At 74.2% G+C, this 22,626-nt stretch carries 25 protein-coding genes; 18 read left to right on the plus strand and 7 right to left on the minus strand.

Annotated elements, in window-relative coordinates; genetic code table 11:
- Positions 1 to 53 precede the first annotated feature (53 nt).
- The 4 genes from FB380_RS22425 to FB380_RS25685 form a co-directional block, all read right to left on the minus strand.
- A complete protein-coding gene (locus tag FB380_RS22425; RefSeq protein WP_166757550.1) occupies positions 54 to 1,670 on the minus strand; it encodes a PhnE/PtxC family ABC transporter permease in 1,617 nt (538 codons plus the stop codon).
- Positions 1,667 to 2,413, minus strand: coding sequence for a phosphonate ABC transporter ATP-binding protein (locus tag FB380_RS22430; protein WP_208384039.1), 747 nt, complete (start codon positions 2,411 to 2,413; stop codon positions 1,667 to 1,669). Before FB380_RS22430 ends, FB380_RS22425 begins: the two co-directional genes overlap by 4 nt.
- Positions 2,410 to 3,372, minus strand: a complete 963-nt coding sequence (locus FB380_RS22435) for a putative selenate ABC transporter substrate-binding protein (RefSeq protein WP_166757551.1) — start codon at positions 3,370 to 3,372, stop codon at positions 2,410 to 2,412. The genes FB380_RS22430 and FB380_RS22435 overlap by 4 nt, the downstream gene beginning before the upstream one ends.
- Before the next feature lie 193 nt (positions 3,373 to 3,565).
- Positions 3,566 to 5,125: a GAF domain-containing protein gene (locus tag FB380_RS25685; RefSeq protein ID WP_166757552.1), complete on the minus strand. Its 1,560-nt coding sequence runs from the start codon at positions 5,123 to 5,125 to the stop codon at positions 3,566 to 3,568.
- 150 nt (positions 5,126 to 5,275) lie between these two features.
- Between FB380_RS25685 and FB380_RS22445 the strand changes: the two genes are divergently transcribed.
- The 8 genes from FB380_RS22445 (at position 5,276) to FB380_RS22480 (ending at position 11,850) form a co-directional block, all read left to right on the plus strand.
- Positions 5,276 to 5,647 (plus strand): histidine triad nucleotide-binding protein, encoded by a 372-nt coding sequence (locus FB380_RS22445; protein WP_229682294.1) that lies wholly within the window; start codon positions 5,276 to 5,278, stop codon positions 5,645 to 5,647.
- 28 nt (positions 5,648 to 5,675) lie between these two features.
- Positions 5,676 to 6,497 (plus strand): enoyl-CoA hydratase/isomerase family protein, encoded by an 822-nt coding sequence (locus tag FB380_RS22450; protein WP_166757553.1) that lies wholly within the window; start codon positions 5,676 to 5,678, stop codon positions 6,495 to 6,497.
- Between the two features lie 95 nt (positions 6,498 to 6,592).
- Positions 6,593 to 7,723 carry a PhoH family protein gene (locus FB380_RS22455; RefSeq protein WP_166757554.1) on the plus strand — a complete coding sequence of 377 codons (1,131 nt, stop codon included), beginning with the start codon at positions 6,593 to 6,595 and terminating at the stop codon, positions 7,721 to 7,723.
- 2 nt (positions 7,724 to 7,725) lie between these two features.
- Positions 7,726 to 8,223, plus strand: a complete 498-nt coding sequence (ybeY, locus tag FB380_RS22460) for an rRNA maturation RNase YbeY (protein WP_166757555.1) — start codon at positions 7,726 to 7,728, stop codon at positions 8,221 to 8,223.
- Positions 8,220 to 9,560, plus strand: coding sequence for a hemolysin family protein (locus tag FB380_RS22465; RefSeq protein WP_166757556.1), 1,341 nt, complete (start codon positions 8,220 to 8,222; stop codon positions 9,558 to 9,560). The genes ybeY and FB380_RS22465 overlap by 4 nt, the downstream gene beginning before the upstream one ends.
- An 84-nt stretch (positions 9,561 to 9,644) precedes the next feature.
- The gene (locus FB380_RS22470) at positions 9,645 to 9,977 is read left to right on the plus strand and encodes a cytidine deaminase (protein ID WP_166757557.1); all 333 of its coding nucleotides are present in this window, start codon (positions 9,645 to 9,647) and stop codon (positions 9,975 to 9,977) included.
- 143 nt (positions 9,978 to 10,120) lie between these two features.
- On the plus strand, positions 10,121 to 11,194 hold the full coding sequence (locus tag FB380_RS26130; protein ID WP_166757558.1) for a sensor histidine kinase: 1,074 nt from the start codon (positions 10,121 to 10,123) through the stop codon (positions 11,192 to 11,194).
- Positions 11,191 to 11,850 carry a response regulator transcription factor gene (locus FB380_RS22480; protein ID WP_166757559.1) on the plus strand — a complete coding sequence of 220 codons (660 nt, stop codon included), beginning with the start codon at positions 11,191 to 11,193 and terminating at the stop codon, positions 11,848 to 11,850. Before FB380_RS26130 ends, FB380_RS22480 begins: the two co-directional genes overlap by 4 nt.
- A gap of 46 nt (positions 11,851 to 11,896) precedes the next feature.
- Here the strand turns inward: FB380_RS22480 and FB380_RS22485 are convergent, their stop codons facing one another.
- The gene (locus FB380_RS22485; RefSeq protein ID WP_166757560.1) at positions 11,897 to 12,493 is read right to left on the minus strand and encodes a hypothetical protein; all 597 of its coding nucleotides are present in this window, start codon (positions 12,491 to 12,493) and stop codon (positions 11,897 to 11,899) included.
- Between the two features lie 75 nt (positions 12,494 to 12,568).
- Between FB380_RS22485 and era the strand changes: the two genes are divergently transcribed.
- From era to FB380_RS22500, 3 genes are read left to right on the plus strand one after another with little or no spacing between them, the layout of a single operon-like run.
- Positions 12,569 to 13,486 carry a GTPase Era gene (gene era, locus FB380_RS22490; protein ID WP_166757561.1) on the plus strand — a complete coding sequence of 306 codons (918 nt, stop codon included), beginning with the start codon at positions 12,569 to 12,571 and terminating at the stop codon, positions 13,484 to 13,486.
- A 19-nt stretch (positions 13,487 to 13,505) separates the two neighbouring features.
- Positions 13,506 to 14,252 carry a DNA repair protein RecO gene (gene recO, locus FB380_RS22495; RefSeq protein WP_166757562.1) on the plus strand — a complete coding sequence of 249 codons (747 nt, stop codon included), beginning with the start codon at positions 13,506 to 13,508 and terminating at the stop codon, positions 14,250 to 14,252.
- Between the two features lie 49 nt (positions 14,253 to 14,301).
- The gene (locus FB380_RS22500) at positions 14,302 to 15,066 is read left to right on the plus strand and encodes an isoprenyl transferase (RefSeq protein WP_166757563.1); all 765 of its coding nucleotides are present in this window, start codon (positions 14,302 to 14,304) and stop codon (positions 15,064 to 15,066) included.
- A 98-nt stretch (positions 15,067 to 15,164) separates the two neighbouring features.
- Here the strand turns inward: FB380_RS22500 and FB380_RS22505 are convergent, their stop codons facing one another.
- Positions 15,165 to 15,515 carry an ArsR/SmtB family transcription factor gene (locus tag FB380_RS22505; RefSeq protein ID WP_166757564.1) on the minus strand — a complete coding sequence of 117 codons (351 nt, stop codon included), beginning with the start codon at positions 15,513 to 15,515 and terminating at the stop codon, positions 15,165 to 15,167.
- Between the two features lie 66 nt (positions 15,516 to 15,581).
- Between FB380_RS22505 and FB380_RS22510 the strand changes: the two genes are divergently transcribed.
- Positions 15,582 to 15,857, plus strand: coding sequence for an antibiotic biosynthesis monooxygenase family protein (locus tag FB380_RS22510; protein WP_188959683.1), 276 nt, complete (start codon positions 15,582 to 15,584; stop codon positions 15,855 to 15,857).
- 3 nt (positions 15,858 to 15,860) lie between these two features.
- Here the strand turns inward: FB380_RS22510 and FB380_RS22515 are convergent, their stop codons facing one another.
- Positions 15,861 to 17,834 (minus strand): methyl-accepting chemotaxis protein, encoded by a 1,974-nt coding sequence (locus tag FB380_RS22515; RefSeq protein WP_166757566.1) that lies wholly within the window; start codon positions 17,832 to 17,834, stop codon positions 15,861 to 15,863.
- A gap of 132 nt (positions 17,835 to 17,966) precedes the next feature.
- On the opposite strand from FB380_RS22515, the gene FB380_RS22520 reads away from it, so the two are divergent.
- The 6 genes from FB380_RS22520 to FB380_RS22545 all read left to right on the plus strand — a co-directional run bounded on the left by FB380_RS22520 (position 17,967) and on the right by FB380_RS22545 (position 22,623).
- On the plus strand, positions 17,967 to 18,401 hold the full coding sequence (locus FB380_RS22520) for a DUF1622 domain-containing protein (protein ID WP_229682293.1): 435 nt from the start codon (positions 17,967 to 17,969) through the stop codon (positions 18,399 to 18,401).
- Positions 18,402 to 18,408: 7 nt separating this feature from the next.
- The gene (locus tag FB380_RS22525) at positions 18,409 to 18,672 is read left to right on the plus strand and encodes a hypothetical protein (RefSeq protein ID WP_166757567.1); all 264 of its coding nucleotides are present in this window, start codon (positions 18,409 to 18,411) and stop codon (positions 18,670 to 18,672) included.
- A 79-nt stretch (positions 18,673 to 18,751) separates the two neighbouring features.
- Entirely contained in the window at positions 18,752 to 20,164 is a 1,413-nt protein-coding gene (locus FB380_RS22530) for a glycine--tRNA ligase (protein WP_166757568.1), read from the plus strand.
- Positions 20,165 to 20,296: 132 nt separating this feature from the next.
- A complete protein-coding gene (dusB, locus tag FB380_RS22535) occupies positions 20,297 to 21,454 on the plus strand; it encodes a tRNA dihydrouridine synthase DusB (RefSeq protein ID WP_166757569.1) in 1,158 nt (385 codons plus the stop codon).
- A gap of 22 nt (positions 21,455 to 21,476) precedes the next feature.
- Positions 21,477 to 21,935 carry an Rv0361 family membrane protein gene (locus FB380_RS22540; protein WP_166757570.1) on the plus strand — a complete coding sequence of 153 codons (459 nt, stop codon included), beginning with the start codon at positions 21,477 to 21,479 and terminating at the stop codon, positions 21,933 to 21,935.
- Between the two features lie 58 nt (positions 21,936 to 21,993).
- On the plus strand, positions 21,994 to 22,623 hold the full coding sequence (locus tag FB380_RS22545; RefSeq protein WP_188959682.1) for a YdcF family protein: 630 nt from the start codon (positions 21,994 to 21,996) through the stop codon (positions 22,621 to 22,623).
- The last annotated feature ends 3 nt before the right edge of the window (positions 22,624 to 22,626 follow it).

Here is a 22,626-nt window from a genome sequence, read left to right on the forward strand (position 1 = left end):
GCGGGACACGCCGGGGACGGCGGCCTCGACTGCTCAGTCGGCCGGCGGTGGCCTCAGCGCAGGGCCGAGCGGGCGCGGGCGCTGACCAGGTCGACGGCGGCGGTCAGCAGCACGAGCGCCACCAGCACGGTGGTCACCGCGCCCCAGTCGAAGGCGGCCACCTGGCTGGCCAGCAGCGCGCCGAGCCCGCCGGCCCCCAGCAGCCCGACCAGCACGGTGTCCCGGATCGCCACCTCCCAGCGGTACAGCGCGAACGCCAGCACCGGCCCGGTCGCCGCCGGCAGCACCCCGTACAGCCAGCCCGCCACCGGCCCGGCACCCAGCGCGGTCAGCGCCGCCCGGGGCCGCGGGTCCAGCTCCTCGGTGGCCTCCGCGGCCAGCCGCCCCAGCACGCCGAGGGTGTAGACGCCCAGCGCCAGCGCCCCGGGGAGGATCCCCGGCAGCAGCACGAACAGCAGCACCAGCGCCCACACCGGCGGCGGCACGGCCCGCAGCAGCAGCAGGGCCACCCGGACGGCGCTCCCGGCCAGCCGCCGCAGCAGCGGTGCCCGCCGCGGCGGGTGCGCGGCCACCCCGGCCAGCAGCACCGCCCCGGCCGTGGCCACGGCGATCGCGATCACCGACATCTGCACCGTGTCGACCGCGGCGGTCGCGACCGCGGACAGCAGCGGCCCGTCGACGTCCGGGGGCCAGGCGGCGGCCAGCACGTAGCGCAGCTGTTCCCCGGTGCGGTCGGAGACCAGCGTGGCCGGGGAGATCGCCAGGTACCACCACGACCAGACGACCGCGGCCAGCGTGCCGACGACGGCGGCGGTGAGCGCCGGGTCCCGGCGCAGCTGGTCCCCGGCGGAGCGCGGGTCGGCCACCCGGCGCCGCACCGCGCGGCCGCCGACGTCGGCGAGCAGGCACAGCAGCGCCAGCGCGTACACGCACGACCAGACCTGCTCCCAGCGCAGCGAGCTGAACGACAGCAGCAGCTGGTAGCCCAGCCCGCCGGCGCCGATCAGCCCGAGCACCACGGCCGAGCGGACCGCGCACTCCAGCCGGTAGAAGGAGTAGGACAGCAGCCCACCCGAGGCCGGGGGCAGCAGCCCGTACAGCGCGGCCGGCACCCGCCCCACCCCGCCGGCCAGCAGCGCCTCGTAGCTCCCGCGCGGCACCTCGTCGAGCAGGTCGGCGAAGACCTTGGCGGTCACCGCGCCGTAGGGGACGCCGATCGCGAGCACCCCGACCCACGGGTCCAGACCCAGCAGGTTGACCAGCAGCAGTCCCCACACCGCCTCGTGCAGGCCCCGGGGGACGGCGAGCACGCCCCGGGACAGCGTCCAGCCCAGCCGGCGCCGTCCCCAGGTGGTGCGGGCGACCGCCACCGCACCGACCGCGCCCAGCAGCACCGCCAGCGCGGCCCCCAGGGCGGCGTAGGCGACGGTGACCAGCACCGAGTCGGCGAGCACGCGCAGAAACGCACCGTCCAGGGCGGGAAAGAGGGCGGCGGAGGCGAACCGGCCGAACTGCCCGGCACCCGCCGGGTTGACGACGTCGCCGGCGAACGCCCCGGCCCCGGCCAGCGACCAGCCGACGACGGCGAGCGCCCCCAGCCCCCACGCCCACCGGGTCCGTACCCGGCGCAGCCGTGGGGGCGCCTCCGGCCGGTCCAGGACGGCGGTCACCGCGGGGCGCCGTAGAAGTCGGCCAGGTCCCCGACCGTGAGCGCGGCCGCGGGCGCGTCGAGCACCACCCGGCCCTCGACCAGGCCGACCACCCGCGTGCAGTGCCGCAGCGCCAGCGCCGGGTCGTGCAGCGAGGCGATCAGCGCGCCACCCCGCTCGGCGGCGAGCCTGGAGAGCAGGGCGAGGGCACGCTCGGCCAGCACCGGGTCCAGCGCCGACGCCGGCTCGTCGGCGAGCACCAGCTCCGGCTGCTGCACGAGCAGCCGGGCGAGTGCGACCCGTTGCCGCTGGCCGCCGGAGAGCCGTTCGGTGCGCTCGAACACCCGGTCGGCCAGGCCGACCCGCTCCAGCGCGGCGAGCACCTCGGGCACCCCCTGGGGGCGCACCAGCGACCACGCCGCCCGCCAGGCCGGCCAATCCGACAGCCGCCCGGCGTTGACGTTGTGCACCACCCGCAGCTGACCCACCAGCTCCAGGTGCTGGTGGACGGTGCCGACCCGCGCGCGCAGCTGCCGCTGGGCCCGGCCGCGCAGCGCGGTGGGGTCCGCCCCGAGCACCTGGACCGAGCCGGCGGTGGCCGGCACCGAGCCGTTGACCAGCCCGAGCAGCGTCGACTTGCCCGCACCCGACGGCCCCACGAGGGCCACCCGCTGGCCGGCGTCGACGGTGAGGTCGACGCCGGCCAGGGCGCGGGTGGTGCCGTAGCGGACCTCGACGCCGTCCAGCCGGAGGACGGCGGTCAGCTGATCAGCCCCAGGTCGCGGCCGATCGCCTCGATCTGGGTGTAGTTCGCGGCCTCGGTCGGGATGAAGGACCCGGCGCCGAACAGCTCCAGCACCTCACCGCCGGCGGGCAGGCCGGTGAGGTACTCGAGCAGCCGGTCGGGCAGGTCGTCGCCGAGCCGCTCCACCGCCTGCGGGCTGAGCAGCCAGTGGTAGTCGTGGTAGGCCGGGGTGCGGGCGTACTGCACGACCGCCGCGGGGTCGACCGTCCCGTCCTCGACCCGCGCGTTCCACACCTGCTCGTTGAGCACCCCGGCCTGGTAGCTGCCGGAGGAGACCAGCGAGATGGTCGCGTCGTGCGAGCCGGAGAACCCGGGGCCGCCGGGGAAGCCCTGCGGGTCGACGCTCTGCTCGGACAGGAAGTACGCGGGCATGAGCCGGCCGGACGTCGAGGTCTCGCTGCCGTAGGTGAACCGCAGGTCGGCCAGCGGGGTCAGGTCGTCGGCCGGGGTGAGCCCGGTGGCGGGGTTGACGACGAAGACCGAGGTGAACGACTCGTCGATGTCGCGCTGGGCGATCGGCTCGGCGCCGGGGGTCTGCAGCCGGCCCTGCACGCCGGTGAGCCCGCCGAACCAGACGAGGTCGAGGTCGCCGGTGCGGAAGAGGGAGACGGCGGCGCCGTAGTCGGTGACCGGCTGGTAGACGACGTCGAGGTCGAGTGCCTCGGACATCGAGTCGGCCAGCGTGCCGTAGAGGCGCTGCAGGACCTCGGGGTCCTGGTCCGGGATGGCGCCGATGGTCAGGGAGCCACGCGACCCGGACGTCGAGGCGGCCGCGCCCCCGGACGACGACACGGGGGACTCCCGGCTGCAGGCGGCGAGCCCGGCAGCGAGGGCGGCGGCGCTCCCGGCCAGGAAGCCGCGCCTGCTGAGTGCACGTTCTGCGAGACCACCCGACCGGACGGCGCGACGGGTGCTCACTACGTCCTCGGATGGGGCTGGGGTGCGGACACGGGGGACCTCCTGGAGGTGCGGACGACGGGGACGGCCTCATCGTCGCCCACGCCCTCCCACCCGGCCGCGCCGACCACCGAAATGGCCATGTTGGTGGCCACCCACGCCGTCCCGCCCGGCCGCGCCGACCACCAAAGTGGCCATCTTGGTGGGCCGGGGGTCAGGACATCTCGACGATGCTGCGGGTGACCGCCGCCTGCTCGGTGAGCACGCCCCCGATGAGGTGCTGGGTCTCGTTGATCCGCTCGACGATGTCCCGGATCGAGGCGAGTGCGCCCACCACGTCCTGCACGTCGCCCTGGATCGCCGCCACCCGGCTGCTGACGTCCTCGGTCGCCTGGGCGGTCTCCCGCGCCAGCTCCTTGACCTCACCGGCGACCACGGCGAACCCCTTGCCCGCCTCCCCGGCCCGCGCGGCCTCGATGGTCGCGTTGAGCGCCAGCAGGTTGGTCTGCTCGGCGATCCCGGTGATCACCTTCACCACCTTGTCGATCTCCGCGCTGGAGCGGCCCAGGCCGGCCACGAACCCAGCGGCCTCGCCGGCGACCCGCTGGCCGTCCCCGGCGACCTTCGTGGCCTCGGCGACGTTGCGCTCCACCTCGTCGATCGAGGCGACCATCTCCCGGCCGGCGTCGGCGATGCGCTGGGTGGCGGCCAGCCGCTCCAGGGTCTGGGAGATCAGGAAGGCGGTGTTGCGCAGCGCGTCCCGCCGGCTGTCGGCGAGGACCAGCGTGCGCTTGGCGAAGAAGTCCATCGTGCCGACGATCCGGCCGCCGACGCTGATCGGCAGGCAGACCCCGGAACGGACGCCGGCGTTGCGCGCAGCCGGGGCGCGGACGCAGTCGTGCACCTGGCCGAGGTCCTCGACGAACACCAGCTCGCCGGCCGCCCAGGTCCGGCCGGCGACACCCACGCCCCTGGCGAAGCCGGCCTCCAGCGTGATCCGCCGGAACTCCGGGCCCAGGTCGCCGGACTCCTGGGCGAACCGCAGGTCGTTCGTCGAGGAGTCCAGCGCCCAGTACGAGCCGTAGTGCCAGTCGAACTCCCGCCGGATCGTGTCCAGCGCGATGGACAGCGTCTCCTCCTGCGTGCGCGCCCGGGCGAGCCCGCGGAGCAGGCCGTTGATCGCCGCGACGTCGCCGGCGGCCCGCTTCTGCGCCTCGCCCTCGGCGACCCGGGAGAAGGCCTGCGAGACCAGCTTCCCGACCGCCCGGAGCACGTCCAGCCGTTCCGGGGTCGGGCACAGCGTCGCGGTGGTGAAGAAGTCCATGGTGCCGACGACGGCGCCGTCCCGGACGATCGGGAAGCAGATGCCGCTGCGCACCCCCGCCCGCTGCGCGGCCGGCGCCCGGACGCAGTCGGTGAGCTCGCCCAGGTCGGCGACGAAGACCAGGTCCCGGGCCCGCCACGCCCGCCCGGACAGCCCCACGCCGTCGGCGAAGGACGCCGTCAGGGTGACCTGGCGGAACTCCTGCCCGGCGTCGCCGGACTCCACGGCGAAGTGCAGCGCGCCGTCCTCGGGCGCGATCTGCCAGTAGGAGCCGTAGGCCCAGCCGAAGCAGTCGCGCACGGTGTCCAGGGCCGCCCGGGCGACGTCCGCGGTGGTCGACGCACGGTCCAGGGCGGCGAGCACCCGCGTCACCGCCGTGACGTCGGACCGGGCCTCGGCGAGCTCGGCGCCGGGGTCGGGGACGGTGCGGCGGGACGGGACGATGCGCATGGTTCCTCCACGGTCGCGGTGCGCCGTGTCTTCGACGTCCCGGTGACGTGGTCGGCAGGTGGGCCACGGACTGCAGCCGAGCGATCCGGTTGTGCCCCACCGGACGTACTTCCTGGTTCCGCTTCCCGTCGTGCGCCTAAGGTCGGCCGGGTGAGCGAGCCGACGAGCGACTGCCTGTTCTGCCGGATGGTGGCCGGGGAGATCCCGCCGGACGTCGTCCGGGAGACCGACCGCACGCTCGCCTTCCGCGACATCAACCCGCAGGCGCCCACGCACGTGCTGGTGGTCCCGAAGGAGCACCACGCCACCCTCGGTGCGCTGGCCGGCGCCGACCCCGCGCTCACCGCCGAGCTGGTCGCCGCCGCGCACGCCGTCGCCGTCCAGGAGGGCCTGGTGACGGCGGAGGCGGCCGAACCCGGTTACCGCGTCGTGGCCAACACCGGTCCGCAGGCCGGGCAGACCGTCCACCACGTGCACCTGCACGTGCTCGGCGGCCGCGGCCTGGGCTGGCCGCCCGGCTGAGGTCGCTCCGGGCTGCCAGAGTGGGCATGTGTCCGAGACCACTGCGCCCGTCCGGCTCGAGCGGGACGGCGACGTCGCCGTCGTCGTCCTGCACAACCCCCCGCTCAACCTGTTCGACCAGGCGGTGTTCGACGCCTGGGAGCGGGTGACCGGCGAACTGGTCGAGCTCACCGACCCGGCGCGGCCCGACCGGGCCCGCGCGGTGCTGGTCGAGGCGCACGGCCGGGTGGTCTCCGCCGGGGTCGACGTGCACCTGTTCGCCGAGATCGCCGAGGGCCCGGACGCCGTCGCCCGCGGTGGGGCGCTGTGGGCCCGGCTGCTGCGCACGGTGCAGACACTGGAGGACCTCCCGGTGCCCACCGTCTTCGCCGCGCACGGGCTGACCCTGACGGCGGCGTTCGAGATCTCGCTGGCCTGCGACGTGCTGCTCGCCGCGGAGAGCGCGTCCTTCGGGCTGGTGGAGATCGTCGTCGGGCTCACCCCGTCGATGGGCGGGCCGCAGCGGCTGGCCGAGCGGGCGGGTCCGGCGCGGGCCCGGGAGCTCGTGTTCACCGGTGAGCGCTACCCGGCCGCCGTCCTGGAGCGGTGGAACGTGGTCAACCGGGTCCTGCCCGACGACGGCTTCGCCGAGGCCGCCCGCGAGTACGCCCGCCGGGTGGCGGCCGGCCCCACCGTCGCGCACGCGGCGACCAAGCGGCTGGTCGCCACGGCGGCGCGGCACGGCGTCCGCGCGGCGGACGACGTCGTGCCGGCCGTGTCCGGGCTGCTGTTCGGCACCGAGGACCTGCGCGGAGCCGTGGCCTCCTTCCTCACCGACGGCCCGGGGAGGGCCACCCACCGCGGCCGCTGATCCCCGGCGGGCGCGGAGCCGGGTTCCCGGGTGCTCCACGCGGGTACGCTGGGCCGGGTCACAACCCCGTCGCAGGAAGGCAGGGTCGAGCGTTCTTGCCCGACACCTCACCAGACGCCGTACCGGAGACCATCGCGTCCTCCCGTGAGCTCTCCGCGCGTGCCGCGGGAGCCGGCGTCCCGGACCAGGCCGTACCGGCCGAGGTCCGCACCTCCATCACCGTCCCCGACAGCGTCTCCATGGTGGCCCTGCTGGGCTCCGGGGACGAGCTCCTCCGCCTGGTCGAGACCGAGCTGACCGCGGACGTGCACGTCCGCGGCAACGAGATCGCGATCACCGGCCAGCCGGCCGACAACGCCTTCGCCGTGCGGGTCTTCGACGAGCTGATCGCGCTGCTCGCGACCGGCCAGGCGCTGCGCCCGGACTCGGTCCGCCGCGTCGTCGGCATGCTGCGCGCGGGTGGCTCCGAGCGCCCCGCGGACGTGCTCAGCCTCGACATCATCAGCCGCCGCGGCCGCACCATCCGGCCGAAGACGCTGAACCAGAAGCGGTACGTCGACGCCATCGACCACCACAGCGTGATCTTCGGCATCGGCCCGGCCGGCACCGGCAAGACCTACCTGGCGATGGCCAAGGCCGTGCAGGCACTGACCACCAAGCAGGTCAACCGGATCATCCTGACCCGCCCCGCGGTGGAGGCCGGCGAGCGGCTGGGCTACCTGCCGGGCTCGCTGTCGGAGAAGATCGACCCCTACCTGCGGCCGCTGTACGACGCGCTGCACGACATGGTCGACCCGGAGTCCATCCCGCGGCTGATGCAGGCCGGGACCATCGAGGTCGCGCCGCTGGCCTACATGCGCGGCCGCACGCTCAACGACGCGTTCGTCATCCTCGACGAGGCGCAGAACACCACCGCCGAGCAGATGAAGATGTTCCTCACCCGGCTCGGGTTCGGCTCGAAGATGGTCGTCACCGGTGACGTCACCCAGGTCGACCTGCCCGGGGGCGCGCAGAGCGGCCTGCGGATCGTGCGGGAGATCCTCGACGGCATCGAGGACGTCCACTTCTCCACGCTGACCAGCTCCGACGTCGTCCGGCACCGGCTGGTCGGCGACATCGTCGACGCCTACGAGCGCTGGGACGCCACCCGGCAGGCCCCGGCACCGGCGGCCGGCTCCCGTCCGGCCCGGCACGGCCGTCCGCAGACCCGGCAGCAGGGGAGCTGAGCGTGCCCGTCGAGGTCGCGAACGAGTCCGAGGTCCCCGTCGACGAAGGGGCGCTGGCCGGCGTCTGCCGCTACGTGCTCGACGCCATGGAGGTCAGCCCGCTCGCCGAGCTGTCGGTGCTGTGCGTCGACGTCGACTACATGGCCAGCCTGCACGAGCGGTGGATGGGGGAGAAGGGCCCCACCGACGTGCTGGCCTTCCCGATGGACGAGCTGGACACCGCCCGTCCCGACGACCCGGACCCCGGTCCGGCGCTGCTCGGTGACGTCGTGCTGTGCCCGACCGTCGCCGTCCGGCAGGCCCGCGCCGCCGGTCACTCGACGGCCGACGAGCTGCTCCTGCTGGCCACCCACGGCGTGCTCCACCTGCTGGGCTACGACCACATGGAGCCCGACGAGGAGAAGGAGATGTTCGGCCTGCAGTCCAAGCTCCTCGAGGGCTGGCGGGCCACCCCGCGGGAGCCGGTGACCGGCGAGCCCACGGAGCCGGGGACCCGATGAGCACGACCGCGATCGTCCTGCTGGGGATCGCCGTCGTCCTGGTCCTCGTCGCCGGCGTCTTCGCCGCCCTGGACGCCGCGTTGCAGCGGCTGTCCAAGGCCGCGGTGGAGGAGCTGCGGCGGGACGGCGCGAAGCGGGCGGGCCCGCTGGCGCAGGTCATGGAGGACCGGGCCCGGCACGTGGCGTTGCTGCTGCTGCTGCGGATCGTCTGCGAGACCGCCGCGACCGTCATCGTCGCGGTCATCCTCGACGGGTTGTTCGACGGCGTCGCGCTGGGCGTGCTGACCGCCATCGCCGTGATGACCGTGGTCAGCTACGTGCTCATCGGGGTCGGCCCCCGGACGCTGGGCCGGCAGCACGCCTACCCGATCGCGCTGTCCGCGGCCTCGCTGATCCGGCTGCTGGGCCGGCTGCTCGGCCCGATCGCCACGCTGCTGATCCTCATCGGCAACGCGATCACCCCCGGCAAGGGCTACCGCGACGGCCCGTTCAGCAGCGAGGTCGAGCTCCGCGAACTGGTCGACATGGCCGAGGAGCGCGGCGTCGTCGAGTCCGGCGAGCGCAACATGATCCACGGCGTCTTCGAGCTCGGCGACACCATCGCCCGCGAGGTCATGGTGCCCCGGCCGGACGTGGTCTGGATCGAGCGCGGCAAGACCCTGCGGCAGGCGCTGGCACTGTGCCTGCGCAGCGGCTTCAGCCGGCTGCCGGTCATCGGCGAGAACGTCGACGACATCATCGGCGTGGTCTTCCTCAAGGACCTGGTGCGCCGCACCCAGGGCTCCTCGGACTCCCGGGCCAGCGAGCCGAAGGTCGAGGACCTGCTGCGCCCGGCCACCTTCGTGCCGGAGTCCAAGCCGGTGGACGAGCTGCTCCGGGAGATGCAGGCCTCCCGGGCCCACATGGCCGTGGTCGTCGACGAGTACGGCGGCTTCGCCGGCCTGGTCACCATCGAGGACATCCTCGAGGAGATCGTCGGCGAGATCGACGACGAGCACGACACCGTCCAGCGCCCGCCGATCGAGGAGCTGGCGGACGGCTCGGTGCGGATCACCGCCCGGCTGCCGGTGGAGGACCTCGCCGACCTGTTCCGCGTCGAGCTCCCCGACGACGACGGGGTCGAGACCGTCGGCGGCCTGCTGGCCCGGGAGATCGGCATGGTCCCGATCGAGGGCTCGGCCGCCGAGGTCGGCGGCCTGCAGCTGGTCGCCGAGAGCACCGGCGGGCGGCGCAACCAGATCGACACGATCCTGGTCTGCCGGGTGTCCGAACCGAGCACCGAGGAGACGGACGACGAGCCCGCCCGCGAACCCGAACCGGCGGCCGTGGAAAGCTGACGGAGGACCCTCCCGCCCCACCGCTCGCACCCTCGCGGCGGGCCCCCGCGGAAGGGCCGGACCGGCGGACGGAGAACTGAGCACGTGGCTGAGCTGGACCCCGAGGACGCCAAGCTGATCACGCTGGCCCGCTCCGCCCGGAGCCGGACCGGTGCGGCCGAGGGGGCCGCGGTGCGCGACACGGACGGGCGCACCTACCTCGCGGCCACCGTGACGCTGCCCTCGCTGCAGCTGTCCGCGCTGCAGGCCGCCGTCGCCGCCGCGGTCTCCAGCGGGGTCGACGGGCTCGAGGCCGCCGCCGTCGTCAGCGCCGCCGAGGCCGTCGAGGAGGCCGGGCTGGCCGCCGTCCACGACCTGACGGGCGCGGCACCGGTGCTGCTCGCCGGCCCCGACGGGGTGCTCCGCAGCACCAGCTGACCGGGTGACAGTTCGGCCCTGCTCCCGGGGGGTACGGGGCTGACGCCGGAGGGCGGCCGGCGACCGGCCCGGCGGTGGCCCTACGGTGCCCCCATGGTCACCCAGCACCGGGCGGATCCGCTCGTCGTCCCCGGCGTGCTGCTGTGACCGTCCCGGGAGGGGCCGCGCAGCTCACCGACGACGAGGTGGACGCCGCCGTCGTCGACACGTTCCTGGCCGATGCGACCGCGGCGGCCCCCCGGCTGGCGGCCGACCCGGGCCGGGTCGCCCAGCTGCGGAGCCGCGGCCTCGCCGTCCTGCGGGTCACCCACGCCCGGGTCCGTGGGCTGCCCCCGGCCGCGGCCCCGACCGGCCAGCCCGACGTCGGCGCGGCCCGGGCCCGGAGCGGCCTGCACCCGGTGGAGTCCCTGCGGGCGGCCAGCCTGCTGTTCCAGCGGGCCCTGCCCGCGCTCGTCGCACACCACCGGGACGACACGTTCCCCGGCGGCCGTTCCGCGGCCGAGCAGGTCGCGCTCGTCCTGCACCAGGTGATCGACGAGCTGGTCATCCCCGCGTCGGTCACCTACGTCGACGTCCTGCTCGCCCGGATCAGCGACGCCAACCGGGACGAGCGCCGCCGGGTCGCCCGCGACCTGCACGACCACACCAGCCACGGGATCGGCGCGGCGATGCAGGGCATCGACCTGGCCCTGCACCTGCACGCCACCGGCCAGCCGCTGGACGTCGACCGGCTGCGCACCACCCGGCAGCTGCTGCTGGAGACCCTCAACGACGTGCGTGGCCTGGCGACCCGGCTGCGTGACGTGGTCGGGGACCGCTCGCTGGTCCAGGCGCTGCAGGAGTACCTGGACTTCACCGCCCCGGTCGGCCTGGAGGTGACGCTCACCGAGGACGGCGAGGAGGGAGCGCTGCTGCCCGACCACGTCAAGGAGGAGAGCTACCTCATCGTGCGCGAGGCGATCCGCAACTCGTTCCTGCACGGCCGGCGGGCGACCCGGCTCGACGTCGTGGTCCGGGTCGCCGACGCGCAGCTGCAGGCCACCGTGGTCGACGACGGCGCCGGCTTCGACCCCGCGGCGGTCGACGTCACCCGCAGCGTCGGCCTCGCCTCGATCCGGGAGCGCGCCGAGGGCCTCGGTGGCGGGGTCGCGCTGGACGCCGGGCCGGGCGGCGTCCGCGTCGTGCTGACCGTGCCGCTGCCCCGGGCGACGGCGTGACCGGCGCCGAGCGCCGGCTCCGGCTGGTCCTGGTCGACGACCACCGGTTGTTCCGCGAGAGCCTGGGTGCGCTGCTGGCCGTGCACGAGGGCATCGAGGTGGTCGCGGAGGGGGCGGACGGGGAGGAGGCGGTGCGGCTGGCCCGCACGCACCGGCCCGACGTGGTGCTGCTGGACGTCGAGATGCCCGGCCAGTCGGTGCTGACCTCCCTGGTCGAGATCCGCAGCGCCTCGCCGTCGACCCGCATCATCGTCCTGACCATGCACGAGAACACCCCGCTGGCCCGCCAGCTGCTGCTCCGCGGCGCCTCCGCCTACCTGATCAAGACGATCGGGCACCACGAGCTGGTCGCGGCGATCCGGGCCGCCACCGACCGTGACCAGGACCTGATCACCCTCTCGGTGTCCCGCGGTGGGCTGGCGGGGCTGACCACGTCGAGCGGGCCGACGCTGTCCGAACGCGAGGTGGAGGTGCTCGGCCTCGTCGGCAAGGCGCGCTCCAACGCCGCCATCGCCGCCGAGCTGCGGATCAGCGAGGGCACGGTGAAGCGGCACCTGAGCAACATCAACGCCAAGCTCGGTTCGACGTCCCGGCTGGACGCCGTCCGGCGGGCGACCCGGGCACGACTGCTCGCCCCCGGTCTCGGGGACGACTGAGGGCGGACCCCCTCCTCGCACCGGGCGGTGCCCCGGAAGGGGCAGGTCAGTGGAGCGGGCGGCCCAGGGCGTCGGCCACCGCGGCGGGGTCACGCACCCACACGGTGAACGCCTTCGGGGTCTCGCCGTCGGGGTCCAGGTGCCGGACGCTGAGCCGGCTGCGGCCCGGCCACCAGCCGCCCCGCCGCTTGGCCTTCGGCCAGTCGGCCGGCGGCCCACCCGGCACCACCTCGCGGACCAGGACCAGCGGGACGACGCCGAAGGACGACGTCTGCCGCAGCCCGGCGATCTCGGTGGAGACCGCGAAGTCGGAGACGGTGAACCGGCCGGTCGACACGACCACCACCAGCAGGCCCAGGCCCAGGGCGATCGGCGCCTCCGCGGCGGCGGCGGCACCGCCGTCCCGTGAGCCCAGGAACCCCAGCCAGGCTGCGACGGCGACCACGGTCAGCGTGACCACCAGCGGCGAGGCCGGGTCGTACTGCCAGTACCGCAGCGGCCGCGGGGTCACCGTGACGTGCCGCTTGGGCCCGCGACGCGCGAAGTAGCCGTAGCTGGTGACCTGGTCGATGTGCCGTTCACGGTCCCGGGCCGCCTGCACGATGAGGGGCTCGCTGTTGTCGCGTCGGGACCGGGGTGGCATGCCGGCCATGATCCCAGGGCGCCCCCCGCCCCGGCCGCGGCAGTTCCGTCGGTGCGCAGTGGGAGACTGGACGGCGTGACCTCCTCCGATCAGCCGCCGTACCGCAGCGGCTTCGCCTGCCTGGTCGGCCGGCCCAACGCGGGCAAGACCACGCTGACGAACGCCCTGGTCGGCGAGAAGGTCGGCATCGTCAGCAACCGGCCGCAGACCACCCGGCACGCCATCCGCGGGGTGGTGCACCGGCCGGCCGGCCAGCTCGTGCTCGTCGACACCCCGGGGTTGCACAAGCCCAAGAGCCTGCTCGGCCGGCGGCTCAACGACGTCGTCCGCGACACCCTGTCCGAGGTCGACGTCATCGTCTTCTGCATCCCCGCCGACCAGCCCGTCGGCACCGGCGACGCGTTCATCGCCCGGCAGCTCCGGGAGGTCTCCACGCCGATCGTGCTGGTGGTGACCAAGACCGACGCGGCGAGCAAGAAGGCCGTCACCGAGCAGCTCGTGGCGGCCAGCAAGCTGGTCGACGCGCGCGAGATCGTGCCGGTCAGCGCGGTGGCCGGTGACCAGGTCACCCTGCTGGAGGACCTGTTGATCGGCCTGCTCCCCGAGGGCCCGCAGATGTACCCCGACGAGCAGACCACCGACGAGGACGTCGAGCGGCAGATCGCCGAGCTGGTGCGCGAGGCCGCCCTGGAGAAGGTGCGCCAGGAAGTGCCGCACTCCCTCGCGGTCACCGTGGAGGAGATGCACCGCAAGCCCGACCCCCGCGACCCCGACGCGGTCTTCACCGAGATCCACGCCCTGCTGCACGTCGAGCGCCCCAGCCAGAAGCCGATGCTGCTGGGCAAGGGCGGGCAGACGATCAAGGCGATCGGCAGCGAGGCCCGGGTCGGCCTGGAGACGCTGCTCGGCGGCCGGGTGCACCTGGCGCTGCACGTCACCGTGCTGGGCGAGTGGCAGGACGACCCGAAGAAGCTCAACCGGCTCGGTTACTGAGGCGGCGGGTGCTGGACCGATGAGCACGACCCCGCAGTCGCTCTACCGGGACGAGGGCATCGTGCTGCGCACCCAGAAGCTGGGTGAGGCCGACCGGATCGTCACCGTGCTGACCCGGCGCACCGGCAAGGTGCGCGCGGTGGCCAAGGGCGTGCGGCGCACCAAGAGCAAGTTCGGTGCCCGGCTGGAGCCGTTCAGCCACGTCGACCTGCAGCTCTACACCGGCCGCAACCTCGACATCGTCAGCCAGGCCGAGTCGATCCGGCCCTACGGCACCGAGATCGTCGGCGACTACCGCGCCTACACCGCCGGCACCGCCGTGCTGGAGACGGCCGACCGGCTGACGGTGGAGGAGAAGGAGCCGTCGCTGCGGATGTTCCTGCTGGTCGTCGGGGCGCTGCGCACCCTGGCCGAGGGGGTCAAGCCGGCCCCGCTGGTGCTCGACGCGTTCCTGCTCCGGGCCATGTCGGTGGCCGGCTGGGAGCCGGCGCTGGGCGACTGCGCCCGCTGCGGCGAGGCCGGCCCGCACCGGCACTTCTCCGTCCCGGCCGGGGGCACCGTCTGCCCGTCCTGCCGGCCCACCGGCTCGGCGATGCCCAGCCCGGTCACCATCGAACTGCTGGAGGCGCTCTTGTCCGGCGACTGGGGGCGGGCCGAGGCCAGCCTCGGCACCAACCGGCGGGAGGGCAGCGGCCTGGTCGCGGCCCTGCTGCAGTGGCACCTGGAGCGCGGCCTGCGCTCCCTTCCGCTGGTGGACCGGACGTGAGCGGAGGGCTTCGGGCGATGGGGCAGGTCGGGAGCGGACCGGTGACGTGGTGAGGCGCGAGGTGAAGGCGCCGAACCCGCACCCCTCGGGCGCCACCCCGCCGGACATCCCGGCCGACAAGGTGCCGCACCACGTGGCGATCGTGATGGACGGCAACGGCCGCTGGGCGAAGCAGCAGGGGCTGCCGCGCACCGCCGGGCACGAGGCGGGCGAGTCCTCGCTGTTCGACTGCGTCGAGGGCGCGATCGAGCTGGGCATCGGGGCGATCAGCGCCTACGCGTTCTCCACCGAGAACTGGCGGCGCAGCCCCGAGGAGGTCCGCTTCCTGATGGGCTTCAACCGCGACGTGATCCGCCGTCGCCGCGACGAGATGCACGAGCTCGGCGTGCGGGTGCGCTGGGCCGGGCGCCGTCCCAAGCTGTGGCGCTCCGTCATCAAGGAGCTCGAGGTCGCCGAGGAGCTCACCCAGGACAACGACGTCCTGACCCTCACCATGTGCGTGAACTACGGCGGCCGGGCCGAGATCGCCGACGCCGCCGCCGCGATCGCCCGCGAGGTCGCCGCCGGCCGGATCAAGCCGGACAAGGTCACCGAGGAGACCGTCGCCCGGTTCCTCGACGAGCCGGACATGCCCGACGTCGACCTGTTCGTGCGCAGCTCCGGGGAGAACCGGACCAGCAACTTCCTGCTGTGGCAGGCCGCCTACGCCGAGCTCGTCTTCCTGGACACCCTGTGGCCGGACTTCGACCGCCGGCACCTGTGGCAGGCCTGCGAGGAGTACGCCTCCCGGCAGCGTCGGTTCGGCAGCGCCTGACAAAGGACCCCCTTGCCCCCCACTGCTCGCAGGCTCGCAGCGGGCCCCTGCAAGGGGGCCGAGAGGGCGAGGGGGCCGAGAGGGCGAGGGAGCCTCGTTCAGGCCGGGGCGGGGGGCTCCGTGCTGTGGCCGGCGTGGGCGAGGGCGTCCCGGACGATGTGGGCCACGTGCCCGTCGACCAGGCGGTAGTCGACCTCGCGGTGGCGGCGGACGCCGGTCACCAGGCCGGCGCCGCGGAGCACCCGCAGGTGCTGGGAGACCAGCGGCTGCGGGACGCCGAGGGCGTCGACGAGCTGGTGCACGCAGCGGGAGCCGTGCTCGTCGAGCAGGGTGACGATCGACATCCGAAGCGGGGAGGCGAGCGCGGCCAGCAGCTCGCTGGCGGCCTGGACGTCGGCGGGGACGCTCCGGGACCCGGGCCGCGGGGACGGGGTCACGGACGTGGACATGGCACCATGGTCCGAGCGCGTGAGAACGGTTGTCAACTCTTGCCGCAGGGAAGGGGGAGGTGCCCGGTGTTCGCCGTGACCCGCCTGCGCGTCCCGGCCGCCGACGTGCCCGCCTTCCTCACCTCCGCCGCTGAGCTGCTCGCCGCGCTGCGGGCCCGCCCCGGTTTCCTCGGCGGCGAGCTCGGCCGGTCCGCCGACGACCCGCAGCTGTTCGCCCTCTGCACCCGGTGGGACGGCGTCGGCGCCTACCGCCGCGGTCTGTCCGCGCCCGAGGTGAAGATCGCCGGGGCGCCGGTGTGGGTGCACGCCCTCGACGAGCCCGGCGCGTACCTCACCGACTGAGGATCAGGGCAGCTCGAAGCGGGAGACCAGACCGCGCAGCTCCTCGGTGATCGCGGCCAGCGCCACCGCGGTCTCCCTGGTCGACTCGGTGGAGTCGGCGGTGGACCGGGCGGCCTCGGTCACCGAGCGGACGTTCGCGCTGACGCCGTCGGTGCCGCTGGCGGCCTCGGCGACGTTGCGGCTCATCTCCGCCGTCGTCGCGCTCTGCTCCTCCACCGCCGAGGCGATGGTCTGCTGGAAGTCGTTGACCTGCTCGACCACCGCGGCGATCCCGGCGATGGACTCCGCGGCGCCGGCGGTGTCGGCCTGGATCGCCTCCACCCGCCGGACGATGTCCTCGGTGGCCCGCTGGGTCTCCTGGGCCAGCTCCTTCACCTCGTTGGCGACGACGGCGAACCCCTTGCCGGCCTCCCCGGCGCGCGCGGCCTCGATCGTCGCGTTCAGCGCGAGGAGGTTGGTCTGCTCGGCGATCGAGGTGATCGCGCCGACCACGTCACCGATCTGCCGGGAGGACTCACCGAGCCGGGCGACCATCGCGGTCGTCTCCTGGGCGGCGGCCATCGCCGAGGCGCCCACCCGGGCGGCCTCCGTCGTGGAGTGCGCGATCTCCCGGATCGACGCGCCCATCTCCTCGGCGCCCGCGGCGACGGTGCGCACGTTGTCGCTGACCGCCTCGGTCGCGGCCCGCGCCGTCCCGGCCACCGCGGTGCCGCGCGCGGCGTCCCGGGCGACGTCCTCGGAGAGCCCGCGCAGCCGGACCGAGGCGCCGGACAGGTCACCGGTCCGGTCGCGCACGGCGCCCAGCGCTCCGCCCATGTTCTCCAGCGACCGGTTGAGCGCGACCGCCAGCGTGCGCACCTCGTCGGTGCCCGACTCCGGCAGCCGTGGCCGCAGGTCGCCCGCGGCGACCAGCTCGAGCGCGTCGACCGCCCGGTCCAGCGGCCGGGTGAGCGCGCGGGCCACCAGCAGCGCGAGGACGGCGACCGCGGCGGCGACGAGCACGGCCACCAGCAGCACGGCCCGCAGCAGCGAGGACGCCGGCGCGACCGCGTCCCCGAGGTCCTCGCTGAGGACGACACCCCACCCGTAGCCGGCGAACCCGAGCGCACCTTGCGACGCCGACCAGCCACGGACCTGCTCCGCCTCCTGCCCGGTGCCGTCACCGAGGTCGTCGGTGCCGTGGCCGGACTGCCCGGCGACCAGCGCGGTGGCGGCGGGGGAGTCGGCCCCGGCCAGGTCCAGGCCATCGTCGGCACCGGGCCCGACCAGGACGACGCCGTCACTGCGCAGCAGCTGGGCGGTCACGTCCAGGCCGCGGGTGGCGAGCCCGGCGACCTGCTCGTCCATGATCTGCCCGATCACCCGCGGCACCGACGCCCAGTTCACCCAGAGCCGCTGCACGCTGCCGTCGGGCCCGTACACCGGGGCGGCGAACACCAGGGTGGCGTCGTCCCGGCCGGTGGCCGCGCTGACCAGCGGGTCGACCTCGGGGTCCTGGACGTACGTCTGCCCGGGGGACAGCGCCAGGGCCTGCGCAAACCACGGCCGGGTGGAGAGGTCGGCCGACGCCCAGGCGGCCGGGTCGACCGGCTCGCCGTCGCCGGTGACGCTGTTGCCGGCGACCACCCGGCCAGTCGGGTCGACCACCAGCAGCAGGTCGTAGATCACGTAGTTCGTGCTGTAGAAGTCCGCGGCCTCGGCGACCGTGGCCGCGCCGGCGGCGGCGTCGGGGTTGAAGGCGAAGGCCTGCACGTCGCCGTACCGCTCGAAGAGGTTGCGGTCGATCTTGTCGATCGTCGACCGTGCCTCGCTCTGCAGCAGCTCCCCGGAGTTGCGGACCCAGTCGCCCTCGCTCCGCTGCCAGGCGAAGACGCCCAGCCCGGCGAGCGGGATCGTCGAGCAGGCGAGCACGACCAGGACGAGCAGCGCCCGCAGGGAACGCAGGCGCAGGGCGGTGGCCAGGCGGGTGCCGGTCATGGGTGGCCTCTCGGAGCGCGCTCCGCCCGCGGAGGTCGCGCGCGTGGGGGCGTCCCCTCGATCGGCAGTGTGCGACCGACCTGTGACCACCGGCGGTGAATAGCCCGTTCGGCGCCGGGGCAGGACTGCGCGGTGGACGTGCGCGCGGCAGAAGAGACGACCGGGTTCCCCAGTTCCTTCCTCGCGGAGGAGCTGCTGCGGGACTACGTGAACCTGTTCATCCGGCTGGTCGAGGCCGCCGGGGCGATCGTGATCTTCGTCGGCGCGGTCATCGCGGCGGTCCAGTTCGTCCGCGCGGCGGTGCGGGGCCGGCACCGCGAGGAGTTCGTCCGGGTCCGGTTGGGGCTGGCCCGCTACCTGCTGCTCGGCCTGGAGTTCCAGCTGGCCAGCGACGTCCTGCGCACCGCCATCGCGCCGTCCTTCGCCGAGATCGGCAAGCTCGCCGCGATCGCGGCCATCCGGACCGCGCTGAACTACTTCCTGGGCAAGGAGATCGCCGAGGAACGGGCCGAGGTCGAGCAGGACGACGACAGCGAGGGCGAGCGCACCGGTCGGGGCCGGTCGTGAACGGGACATGAGCGCCGTCCTGCAGACCGCCGCGCTGCTGGTGACCGCGCTCGGGCTGGTCGCCGGCCTGGTCACGCTGCTGCGCCTGCGCGACGTCCGGCTGGCGCTGGGCGTCCTGCTGGACTTCCTGGTCGGCGCCGGCCTGTTACGGCTCGCCGACGACGTCACCGTGCTCGGCCTGGTCACAGTCGTGCTGGTGATCGCCGTCCGGAAGCTGGTGATGCGCGCACTGCAGGCCGACCAGCGGGTGCCGGCCGCCGCCGGCGGTTGACGCCCGTGGCCGGACCTCGGCCCGCCGGCGGCTAACGTTGAGGGGATCACCCGCCGACCGCCAGCCGGATGGAGCCTCCGTGCCCAGCGACACCACCCCCGCCCGTACCGCCGACCCCGCTCGCCTGGAGAAGGTGGTCAACCTCTGCAAGCGCCGGGGGTTCGTCTTCCCCTCCGGTGAGATCTACGGCGGCACCCGCTCGGCCTGGGACTACGGGCCGCTGGGCGTGGAGCTGAAGGAGAACATCAAGAAGCAGTGGTGGCGCACCGTCGTCCAGAGCCGGGACGACGTCGTCGGGCTGGACTCCTCGGTGATCCTGCCCCGCCAGACCTGGGTCGCCTCCGGTCACGTCGGCGTCTTCACCGACCCGCTGACGGAGTGCCAGAACTGCCACAAGCGGTTCCGCGCCGACCACCTCGAGGAGGAGTTCGAGGAGAAGAAGGGCCGGCTGCCGGAGAACGGCCTGGCCGACATCTCGTGCCCGAACTGCGGCGTCAAGGGCTCCTGGACCGAGCCGCGCGACTTCAACATGATGCTGAAGACGTACCTCGGTCCGGTCGAGGACGAGTCGGGGCTGCACTACCTGCGCCCGGAGACCGCCCAGGGCATCTTCGTGAACTTCGCCAACGTCATGGGCGCCGCGCGCAAGAAGCCGCCCTTCGGCATCGGGCAGATCGGCAAGTCGTTCCGCAACGAGATCACCCCGGGCAACTTCATCTTCCGCACCCGTGAGTTCGAGCAGATGGAGATGGAGTTCTTCGTCGAGCCCGGCACCGACGAGGAGTGGCACCAGTACTGGATCGACGCCCGCACCGCCTGGTACACCGACCTGGGCATCGCGGCGGACAACCTGCGGCACTACGAGCACCCGAAGGAGAAGCTCTCCCACTACTCGACCCGCACCGTCGACATCGAGTACCGGTTCGGCTTCACCGGCTCGGAGTGGGGCGAGCTCGAGGGCATCGCCAACCGCACCGACTTCGACCTGAAGACCCACTCGGAGCACTCCGGCACCGACCTGTCCTACTTCGACCAGGCCTCCGGTGCCCGCTGGACGCCGTACGTCATCGAGCCGGCGGCCGGGCTGACCCGCTCGTTGATGGCCTTCCTGGTCGAGGCCTACACCGAGGACGAGGCCCCCAACGCCAAGGGCGGCGTCGACACCCGCACGGTGCTCAAGCTCGACCCGCGGCTGGCGCCGGTGAAGGCCGCCGTCCTGCCGCTGTCGCGCAACGCCGACCTCTCGCCGAAGGCCCGCGACCTGGCGGCGACGCTGCGGCGCAACTGGAACGTCGACTTCGACGACGCCGGCGCCATCGGCCGCCGGTACCGCCGGCAGGACGAGATCGGCACGCCGTTCTGCCTCACCGTCGACTTCGACACCCTGGAGGACGACGCGGTGACCATCCGCGAGCGCGACTCGATGGCCCAGGAGCGCATCGGCCTGGACGCCGTCCCCGGCTACCTCGCCACCCGCCTCCCCGGCTGCTGACCGGGCACCTCGGGCTCCTCGCCGAGATCGGGCTGGTGGCTGTCTCCTCCTGGAGGAAGCAGCCACCAGCCCGATCTCGAGGAGCCCGGCCGTGAGCCGGGGCACACAGCGAGGCCACCTACCCTGGACGGCGTGACCAGCACTCTCGAGCGCACGGCGGCGCTGCCCGCGTTGCAGCTCGGCGGGCTGACCGTCGACCCCGCGGTGGTGCTCGCGCCGATGGCCGGGATCACCAACCCGGCGTTCCGCACGCTGTGCCGGGAGTTCGGTGCGGGCCTCTACGTGTGCGAGATGATCACCACCCGGGCGCTGGTCGAGCGGAACGCCAAGACGCTGAAGATGGTGCAGGCCGCCCCGGGCGAGGCCGACGCGTTCAGCGTCCAGCTCTACGGGGTCGACCCGGCCACCGTGGGGCGCGCGGTGGAGATGCTCGTCGACGAGCAGGTCGCCGGCACCCGCCCGGCGCACATCGACCTGAACTTCGGTTGCCCGGTGCCCAAGGTGACCCGCAAGGGCGGCGGATCGGCGCTGCCCTGGCGCCGCCGGCTGTTCGGCAACATCGTGCGGGCCGCGGTGCAGGCTGCCGGCGACGTCCCGGTGACGGTCAAGACGCGGGTCGGCATCGACGCCGAGCACGTCACCTACCTGGACGCCGGCCGGATCGCGCAGGACGAGGGCGCCGCGGCGATCACGCTGCACGGGCGCACCGCCGACCAGCTCTACAGCGGCACCGCCGACTGGTCGCACATCACCCGGCTGGTCCAGACCGTGGACATCCCGGTGCTGGGCAACGGCGACCTGTGGGAGGCCGACGACGCGCTGCGGATGGTCGCCGAGACCGGCTGTGCCGGCGTCGTCGTGGGCCGGGGCTGCCTGGGCCGCCCGTGGCTCTTCGGCGACCTGGCCACCGCCTTCGCCGGCTCGCCGCACCGCACCATGCCCACCTTCCGGCAGGTCGCCGAGGTCATGCACCGCCACGCCACCCTGCTGGCCGCCGACCAGGGAGAGGTGCACGGCTGCAGCGACTTCCGCAAGCACGTCGCCTGGTACCTGAAGGGCTTCTCCGTCGGGTCGGACGTGCGGCGGGCCCTGGCGATGGTCTCCGGGCTCGACGAGCTGGCCGACCTGCTCGACCAGATCCCCGACCAGCCGTACCCCGAGGGCGTGCTCGGTGCTCCGCGCGGGCGCACCACCCCGCCGCGGCCGGTCGCCCTCCCCGAGGGTTGGCTGGCCGACCGCGACGACCCCCGGCCGCCGGCCGGGGCCGAGCTACTGGTCAGCGGCGGATGAGCACCACGACAGGAGCGCAGCGGTGACCCAGGGTCCCTTCCTCTACGACGACGACCCGGCGCCGCTGCACACCGGCACCCCGCGGAACCGCAACGGGCTGATCCTGGCGCTGCTGGGCGGGACGGCGTTGTTCGCCGTCGTCATGGTGGTCGTGATGACCCTGTTCAAGGGCTCCGGTGAGGACCAGGCGCGCGAGGTGGCCGGGGTGTTCACCGCCGCGCTGAGCCAGGGCGACCTGGAGACCGCCTACGGCCTGGTCTGCGACGACGTCCGCGCCACGGTGCTCCCCGACGACCTGGCCGCCGAGTACCTGCAGCCGGGGACGCCGGAGGTGATCGGGGCACGTGCCGGTGAGGTGGACGGCGAGCCGGCGCAGTTCGTCGACGTCCGCTGGGACGACGACGGCGCGGTCACCTCGACCCAGCTGACGGTCGTGCCCGAGGGCGGCACGAAGGTCTGCGGGACCAGCGCCGCGGGGTGAGCGGCACACCGTCCCCAGGGGTCCCGCCGGTGTCGGCCGGCCGTGGTACCCATGACGGGTGGCAGCGGTGGCGGGGCGACTGGTCGTCCGGGTGCTCGGGGCGGCGGTGACGGCGGTCCTGCTGCTGGCCGCCTCCACGGCCACGGCCATCTGGTGGGTCGCCCGGCAGGACGCGCGCCCCACCTCCGACGCGATCGTGGTGCTGGGCTCGGCGCAGTACAACGGCGTCCCCTCCTCGATCTTCGAGGCCCGGCTGGAGCACGCGCACAAGCTGTACGAGGAGGGGGTGGCGCCGGTGATCGTGACGGTGGGCGGCAAGGCCACCGGCGACACGTTCACCGAGGCCGAGGCGGGCCGCGACTACCTGGCCCAGACCGGCGTGCCGGCCGATGCGTTGCTGGCCGTGCCCGAGGGCGTCGACACCCTGGAGAGCGTGCGCGCGGTGGCTGCCGAGTTCGCCGAGCGGGGCTGGGACCACGCCGTCCTGGTCAGCGACCCGTGGCACGCGATGCGCGCCGAGCGGATGACCGAGGACGCCGGGCTGGACGCCGTCAGCTCACCCACCCGGCAGGGTCCGGCGGTGCAGACCCGCGCCACGCAGTTCCGCTACATCCTGCGGGAGACAGCCGCCTACCTGCTCTACCGCGCGACCGGCGAGAGCGTCGCCGGAGCACCGGGGATCGGCTGAGGA

Source organism: Modestobacter marinus (assembly GCF_011758655.1).
Classification (GTDB): domain Bacteria; phylum Actinomycetota; class Actinomycetes; order Mycobacteriales; family Geodermatophilaceae; genus Modestobacter; species Modestobacter marinus.

Excerpts from the sequence above, each read along its gene's own strand:
- FB380_RS25685 (WP_166757552.1), bottom strand. The coding sequence starts at position 5,125 with ATGCGCATCGTCCCGTCCCGCCGCACCGTCCCCGACCCCGGCGCCGAG.
- FB380_RS22465 (WP_166757556.1), top strand. The coding sequence starts at position 8,220 with ATGAGCACGACCGCGATCGTCCTGCTGGGGATCGCCGTCGTCCTGGTC.
- FB380_RS22485 (WP_166757560.1), bottom strand. The coding sequence starts at position 12,493 with ATGCCACCCCGGTCCCGACGCGACAACAGCGAGCCCCTCATCGTGCAG.
- recO (WP_166757562.1), top strand. The coding sequence starts at position 13,506 with ATGAGCACGACCCCGCAGTCGCTCTACCGGGACGAGGGCATCGTGCTG.
- FB380_RS22505 (WP_166757564.1), bottom strand. The coding sequence starts at position 15,515 with ATGTCCACGTCCGTGACCCCGTCCCCGCGGCCCGGGTCCCGGAGCGTC.
- FB380_RS22515 (WP_166757566.1), bottom strand. The coding sequence starts at position 17,834 with ATGACCGGCACCCGCCTGGCCACCGCCCTGCGCCTGCGTTCCCTGCGG.
- FB380_RS22525 (WP_166757567.1), top strand. The coding sequence starts at position 18,409 with ATGAGCGCCGTCCTGCAGACCGCCGCGCTGCTGGTGACCGCGCTCGGG.